Source organism: Aurantimonas sp. A3-2-R12 (genome assembly GCF_036016755.1).
Taxonomy (GTDB): Bacteria; Pseudomonadota; Alphaproteobacteria; order Rhizobiales; family Rhizobiaceae; genus Aurantimonas; species Aurantimonas coralicida_A.
The window spans coordinates 40,986-47,802 of record NZ_JAYXIH010000035.1; the positions used below are offsets into that span (position 1 = coordinate 40,986).

4 protein-coding genes and 1 pseudogene are annotated in these 6,817 nt (G+C 63.6%); 3 read left to right on the top strand and 2 right to left on the bottom strand.

Annotation, left to right across the window (positions count from 1 at the left end; translation table 11 throughout):
* Nucleotides 1-165: 165 nt before the first annotated feature.
* Together VSX60_RS16660 and VSX60_RS16665 are read left to right on the top strand one after the other, a co-directional pair.
* Complete coding sequence (locus VSX60_RS16660) at nt 166-2,361, top strand: glycosyltransferase family 4 protein (protein ID WP_327625385.1); 2,196 nt, start codon at nt 166-168, stop codon at nt 2,359-2,361.
* Nucleotides 2,362-2,364: 3 nt separating this feature from the next.
* Nucleotides 2,365-3,432 carry a glycosyltransferase family 4 protein gene (locus VSX60_RS16665; protein ID WP_327625386.1) on the top strand — a complete coding sequence of 356 codons (1,068 nt, stop codon included), beginning with the start codon at nt 2,365-2,367 and terminating at the stop codon, nt 3,430-3,432.
* On the opposite strand, the gene VSX60_RS16670 is transcribed toward VSX60_RS16665, so the two are convergent.
* Nucleotides 3,433-4,487 (bottom strand): IS630 family transposase gene (locus tag VSX60_RS16670; protein ID WP_327625387.1). Its coding sequence is split into 2 segments (ribosomal slippage): nt 3,433-4,001 and nt 4,001-4,487, totalling 1,056 coding nucleotides; the frame shifts between segments, so codons are not numbered across the junction.
* A 115-nt stretch (nt 4,488-4,602) separates the two neighbouring features.
* On the opposite strand from VSX60_RS16670, the pseudogene VSX60_RS16675 reads away from it, so the two are divergent.
* Nucleotides 4,603-5,584: pseudogene (locus tag VSX60_RS16675) on the top strand (IS5 family transposase).
* Between the two features lie 17 nt (nt 5,585-5,601).
* Here VSX60_RS16675 and VSX60_RS16680 read toward each other — a convergent pair.
* Nucleotides 5,602-6,710 (bottom strand): IS3 family transposase gene (locus tag VSX60_RS16680; protein WP_327625388.1). Its coding sequence is split into 2 segments (ribosomal slippage): nt 5,602-6,506 and nt 6,506-6,710, totalling 1,110 coding nucleotides; the frame shifts between segments, so codons are not numbered across the junction.
* Between the last annotated feature and the right edge of the window lie 107 nt (nt 6,711-6,817).

Below are 6,817 nucleotides of genomic sequence, written 5' to 3' on the forward strand. Positions count from 1 at the left end.
CCCGAGATGCGTGCTTGATAATCGGCGCCTACCGCGCTCGCCTTGAGACCCCTCGATCATTCGATCTTCGGGCCAGCGTATCTATATGTGATCAGCACCGGCACCTTTCGTGGCCGCGGCGCTCAATCTTGAAGGAAATTGGCCATGACAGCCCGCCGGGTCGCCTTGATCGGCACCTACACGCCGCGCCTATGTGGCATCGCCACCTTCACTCACGATCTTGCAGAAGCACTGGCCGAAGCGCCGCCGAGGACCGAGGTCCTGGTCGTCGGCATGAACGACGGACAGACATATCCCTATCCGGCACGCGTGGCTCTGACGATCCAGCAGGACGATGTCGCCGCGTATGAGACCGCCGCGGACGCGTTGAACGCCCTCGCCATCGACGTCTTGAGCGTGCAGCACGAGTTCGGCATCTTCGGCGGCCCCGCCGGCAGCTATCTCCTGACATTCCTGAGACGCGTGCGCGCGCCGATCGTGACGACGCTGCATACGGTGCTGGAGCAGTTCACGCCTGAGCAGTTTGCTGTGATCGAAGAACTTGCCCTGCTTTCGGCCAAGCTTGTCGTCATGAGCGAGCGCGCCGTACATTTCTTAGTTGCCCAAGGCGTGCCGCGGCAGAAGATCGGCCTCATCCACCATGGCATCCCCGATGTTGGGACCGATCGTGAGACCGCAAAGGCGAGCCTCGGGCTCTCCGGGCGATCGGTGATCTTCACCTTTGGGCTCTTGTCGCCCAACAAGGGAATCGAAACCGCTCTCCGGGCGTTGCCCGCCGTAGTGCGCGATATTCCGGACGTGACGTATCTGGTGCTCGGCGCCACCCACCCGCACATCCGTGCGCAGAACGGCGAAGCCTACCGAGAACAGCTCACACAGTTGGCCTCCGATCTTGGCGTGGAGGACCATGTCCGTTTCGAGGATGGCTTTGCCGAGCTCGACCTGATCACCTGCGCGCTGGCCGCCGCCGATCTTTATCTCGTTCCATATCTGAACCGCGAGCAGATTGCCTCGGGCACGCTCGCCTATGCCTTCGGTAACGGCAAAGCGGTGGTCAGCACGCCATTCTGGTACGCCGAGGAGCTCCTCGCCGAGGGACGCGGCGTCCTCGTACCATTCCGCGACTCGCAAGCGCTCGGCACGGTTCTGTCGGACCTGCTCCGGGACCCGGGCCGGCGCGCTGCCATGGAGGATCGTGCTCGGGCCTATGGCGAGCAGATGCGCTGGCCGAACGTCGCGCGGACCTACGCGGACGTCTTCAGCGCGGCGATTCATTTGCATACTCGTCCTGCCCCGCTCTCTTTCCGGCCATTGCCGACGCTTACGCTCAACCACGTAGCCGCGCTCACTGACGGAACCGGAGTGTTGCAGCACGCCACGGTCGCCGTGCCCAATCCGTTCGAAGGCTATGCCACCGACGACAATGCGCGGGCGCTGCAGCTCGCCGTCCTTATCTGCGACGACCCGCAGGCACCGGCGATCGCCCGGCGAACCCTCTCATTCCTCCACTACGCCCTGAACCCCGTCACGCGGCGCTTCCGCAATTTCATGTCCTACGACCGTCGCTGGCTCGACGAGGATGGCGGCGACAATGCCCAGGCCCGCTCCGTTCGCGCCTTGGTCACGGCGGCGCACGGGCTAAAAGGCGCCCTCGGCAGCACGGCGCGGGAGATCCTCGGCCGTTCATGGGCGGCCCTGGAGCATCTCGAAAGTCCGCGCGCGCAGGCCATCGCCCTTATAGCCATTGCCGCGCGGGCCGAGCACGAGCTGATTCAGCCGGAATGGGCAGCCCTGGCCGATCGGTATGCGGGCAACCTGTTGCGCCTTCATGGCGAAAGCGTCACGCCGACCTGGCCTTGGTTCGAGGCCTATCTCAGCTACAGCAACGCCAAGTTGCCGCACGGCCTGATCGCCTATGGCCGAGTATTCGGGCAGCGTGACGCATTGGCGACGGGGCTGGACGCGCTCGGTTGGCTGGAGGAGCAGCAGACGGCGCCCGACGGCGCGTTCCTGCCCGTGGGATCAGAGCGCGTGTACGGGGCCGGCGAGGCCAGGCCGCTGTGGGACGGGCAGCCCATCGAGGCATATGCGACCGTCGCCGCCGCCCTGGAGGCACAGCGCGCGACGGGCAATGCCGTATGGCTCGCCGCCGCCCGACGCGCGTTGGAATGGCTGCTCGGCCGCAACGCCCTGAAGACGCCGCTCTACGATCCGGAAACGGCCGGTTGCCGCGACGGGCTGCACCGGGACCGCGCCAACGCCAACCAGGGCGCCGAAAGCAGCTTGGCGCTGTGGCTGAGCGTTGCGGAGTACAATCGAGCGGCGCGCTTAACGATCAGAAGCCGCGTCAGCGGCCTCTGAAGGTTGCACCCGCTCGCCAGTCATCCTGCGCACGACCGGCCGCTGCGTATCGGGATGCTCGCGCCGATCGCTTGGCGAGTGCCGCCGCGGGCTTATGGGCCGTGGGAGCGGGTCGTTTCCCTACTCACCGAAGGCCTCGTCGCCGCCGGAGCGGATGTGACGCTGTTCGCTACCGCCGACTCCTGCACAAGCGCCCGTCTCAGCGCCGTGGTGCCCTCGCCTTACGAGGAAACGCCGGGGCTGGATGTGAAGGTGTGGGAGGGACTGCATCTGGCGAACGCCTTTGGCCAGGCGGCAAGCTTCGACCTGATCCACAATCACTACGACTTTCTTCCGCTGACCTATGCGAGCCTGGTCGACACCCCCACGATTTCCACCATCCACGGCTTCTCGAGCGATCGTATCTTGCCAGTCTACCGTGCCTTCAACGGGCTGGCGGCGTATGTGAGCATTTCGGATGCCGACCGGCACCCGGACCTCACCTATCTCGCGACGATCCATCACGGTCTTGATTTCGGGGAGTTCACCTTCCGCGACTTGCCGGGCGACTACCTATTGTTCTTCGGTCGCATTCATCCGGACAAAGGCGCGGCGGACGCCATCCGGGTCGCCCGCGCGACCAACCGACCTCTCGTGCTGGCCGGCATCGTTCAGGACCAGGGGTATTTCGAGCGCGAGATCGAGCCGCACCTTGGCGAGCGGGTCCGCTATGTCGGCCCGGTCGGCCCGGAGGAGCGGGACGCGTTGCTGGGCGGAGCGCTGGGCCTGCTCCACCTCATCCATTTCGACGAGCCGTTCGGGCTGTCCGTCGTTGAAGCCATGGCGTGCGGGACGCCGGTGATCGCCTATCGGCGCGGCAGCATGGCGGAGGTGATCGCACCCGGTGAGAGCGGCGTTCTCGTGCCGGACGAGGCCGCCGCTGCCGAAGCCGTTGGATTGCTTCACACGTTCAACCGCTGGACCGTGCGCGCTCATGCGGAGAGGTTTTCAGTCGCTCGCATGGTGGAGGCTTACCTGCACGCCTATCGCGCTGTTCTAGAGCGTCAGGCAATTAATACCAGCGGGCGCTGATCAGAACCTGTGTGCCCAGTCACGCATTCCGATGGAGATAATTTTCCAGGGCTGATCGACAAGCTTGTTCCATGCGGCACAGCAGTGATCGACGATGTCGTCGTAATCGAGGAAGATGCGGTTCGACAGCCAGTTGTCGCGCATGAACTGCCAGATGTTTTCGACCGGGTTCAATTCGGGCGCCTTCGAGGGCAGAAAGAGGAGGGTGATGTTGGCCGGCACCTTCAGCTTCGGCGTCGTATGCCATCCTGCCTGGTCGAGGATGAGGACGGCGTGGGCGCCGGGATCGACGGCTTGCGCGATCTCTTTCAGATGTTCGTTCATCGCGCTGGTATCGCAGTAGGGCAGGACGAGGCCAGCGCCCTTGCCCTTCTTGGGACAGATGGCTCCGAAGATATAGGCCCATTTGGTGCGCTGATCGCTCGGAGCCGAGGGACGCGTGCCGCGCCGAGCCCATCGCCGTGTGATTTTGTTTTTCTGGCCTACACGCGCCTCGTCGGCCCACCCGAGTTCGATCTCGGTGCCCTGTGGGAGGCCCGCCTGGATCGCTGCCAGTTCCGCCGGGAAGCTTTTTTAAAATCTTCCACTTCGAACTCGTTCTGGGCGTGGTGGCGCGGGCGCGCCGACAGCTTGGCAAAGCCCATGGCCCTCAGCTCGCGGCCGACGGTCGTCTCGTCAACCTCGATGCGGAATTCTTCGAAAAGCCAGCGCGCCAGATCTTTACGCCGCCAGCGAACAACGCCGTGGATCGCCGGGATGGGGCCACGGTCGACCACATCGGCCAAGGCCCGGCGCTGGGCTTCGTTCAGCTTCGGGCGGTTGCCCGGCGCCTTGCCGGTGATAAGGCCGGCAGGGCCGTGGGCATTGAAGCGCAAGACCCAGTCACGGATGATCTGCAAGGTGACGCCGCCGATCCGGGCCGCGTCGCTGCGCGAGCCGCCATCGTATATCACGGACACCGCCAGCAGGCGCCTGGTCTGGGCTGCATCTTTCGTGGCCTTCGCCGTTTTCCTCAGCGTTGGCCCGTCAAAATCCGTGCAAAGCGGGACGGGTATCTGGTCGGCCCCCACCGAGTGGTCCGGGGCAAATCTTAGAGCCTGAGCGAAAAGGAGTTGAGCGATATCAGCAGGTTGTGATTCCCCTACGTTGTCGAGACGATGAGGAATCGAGATGGCCTGGGATGATACCGCTCGGCTTGAGCATAGCCGCAGATGCGTTCGCTATCCAAGCGATTTGACGGATCGGGAATGGGCGTTGATCGGGCCGATGCTGCCACCGGCCAAGCGCGGCGGCAGGCCGCGGACGACATGTCTGCGGGAGGTGATGAACGCCATCCTCTACATCGCGTCGAGTGGTTGCCAGTGGCGCATGTTGCCCACGGATTTTCCACCAGCCTCCACGGTTCGCGGCTATTTCTACGACTGGCGCGACAGCGCGCTTCTTTCAACGATCAACGGCCTTCTGGTGATCGACGCTCGTGAACTGGAAGAGCGTGAGGCCANGGATTTTCCACCAGCCTCCACGGTTCGCGGCTATTTCTACGACTGGCGCGACAGCGCGCTTCTTTCAACGATCAACGGCCTTCTGGTGATCGACGCTCGTGAACTGGAAGAGCGTGAGGCCAGTCCGACAGCGGGGGTGATCGATAGCCAGAGTGTCAAAACCACCGAAAGCGGTGGCGTTTGCGGTTATGACGCGGGAAAGAAGGTCAAGGGCCGCAAGCGCCACATCGTGACCGATACGCTCGGTCTGATGCTGACGGTGGTCATTCATTCCGCCGACGTCCAGGACCGTGACGGCGCCACGACGGTGCTGAAGTCCCTGCGCTATCGCTTGCCGTGGCTGCGCCACATCTTTGCCAAGCCTGCCCCGGACTTGATCCGGGGGCGGCTATGCCGGCGACAAGCTGAGGCGCTCGCTGCGCGGACACGGCGACTGGACGATCGAGATCGTCAAGCGATCGGACACGGCCAAAGGGTTTGAGGTTCTGCCCCGCCGCTGGGTGGTTGAGCGAACCTTCGCCTGGCCCGGCCGATGCCGCCGTCTCGCAAAAGACTGGGAACGATCAATCGAAAGCGCGACCGCCTGGACCCTCATCGCCAGCATCCGCATGCTCACGAGGCGCATCGCAAGATATTGGATCTATTGCTGAACTTTTGAATCAGGCTCTTAGTGCATGACAGGCCTTGGCGCCAAGGCTGGCGTGGCCGGTGAAGCCGGGCCGGATGGCGAAGCCGGCCATTGCACGACCTTGGGTGCCGGCGGACGGTAACCCAGCGATGAGTGCGGGCGTGCGGTATTGTAATGGCGCCGCCAGCTTTCGATCACCACCTTGGCCTCGGCCAGCGAGTAGAAAATCTCGCCGTTCAGGAGTTCGTCTCGAAGTCGGGCGTTGAAGCTCTCGCAATAGCCGTTCTCCCAGGGGCTGCCAGGCTCGATGAACGCCGTCTTGGCGCTGACGGCGAGGATCCATTCGCGCACTGCCTTGGCTATAAATTCCGGCCCGTTGTCCGACCGGATGTGGGTTGGCACGCCGCGCAGGATGAACAGGTCGGTCAGAGCGTCGATGACGCTGATCGAATTCAGCTTGCGGTCGATCCGGATCGCCAGGCATTCCCGGGTGAACTCGTCGATGATGTTGAGCATGCGGAATTTCCGTCCATCATGGGTTCGGGCCTCGACGAAGTCGTAGGACCAGACATGGTCGCGATACTCCGGCCGAAGACGGACACAGGATCCGTCGTTCAGCCAGAGCCGACCCTTCTTCGGCTGCTTTTGCGGCACTTTCAGCCCCTCCCGTCGCCAGATGCGTTCGACCCGTTTGACGTTCACCGTCCATCCGGCCTCCTGCAGCAGCGCCGTGATCCGGCGATACCCATAGCGGCCATACTGGGTGGCGAGCGCGATGATATCGGCGGTCAATTCCGCCTCATCTAATCTGCCGGTCGGCGTCTTGCGCTGCGTCGAGCGATGCTGCCCGAGCACACGGCAAGCAAAGCGTTCGGACACATTGAACGTTGCCATGACGTGGTCGATACAGCGCCGGCGGCGGGCGGGGCTTAGAAGTTTCCCGAGGCAGCCTCTCGAAGGATCAGCTTTTCCAGGGTCAAATCCGAGACCGCCTTGCGAAGTCGCTCATTCTCCTTCTCCAGATCCTTCAGCCGTTTTACCTGGCTGCCCTTCAGGCCGCCGAACTCCTTGCGCCAGCGATAATATGTGAACTGTGTCACGCCAATCGCGCGGACGGCCTCGGCGACCGATCGGCCTTGCGAAACCAGGGAATGTCCCGGTCTCTGTTGAAACTCTGAAGTGGGCGGCGTTGCCCGCCTTGAGCCGTTAGGCTCGGGGTGCCGATTCCACTGAGGAGAGCAACGCCATGAAGAAA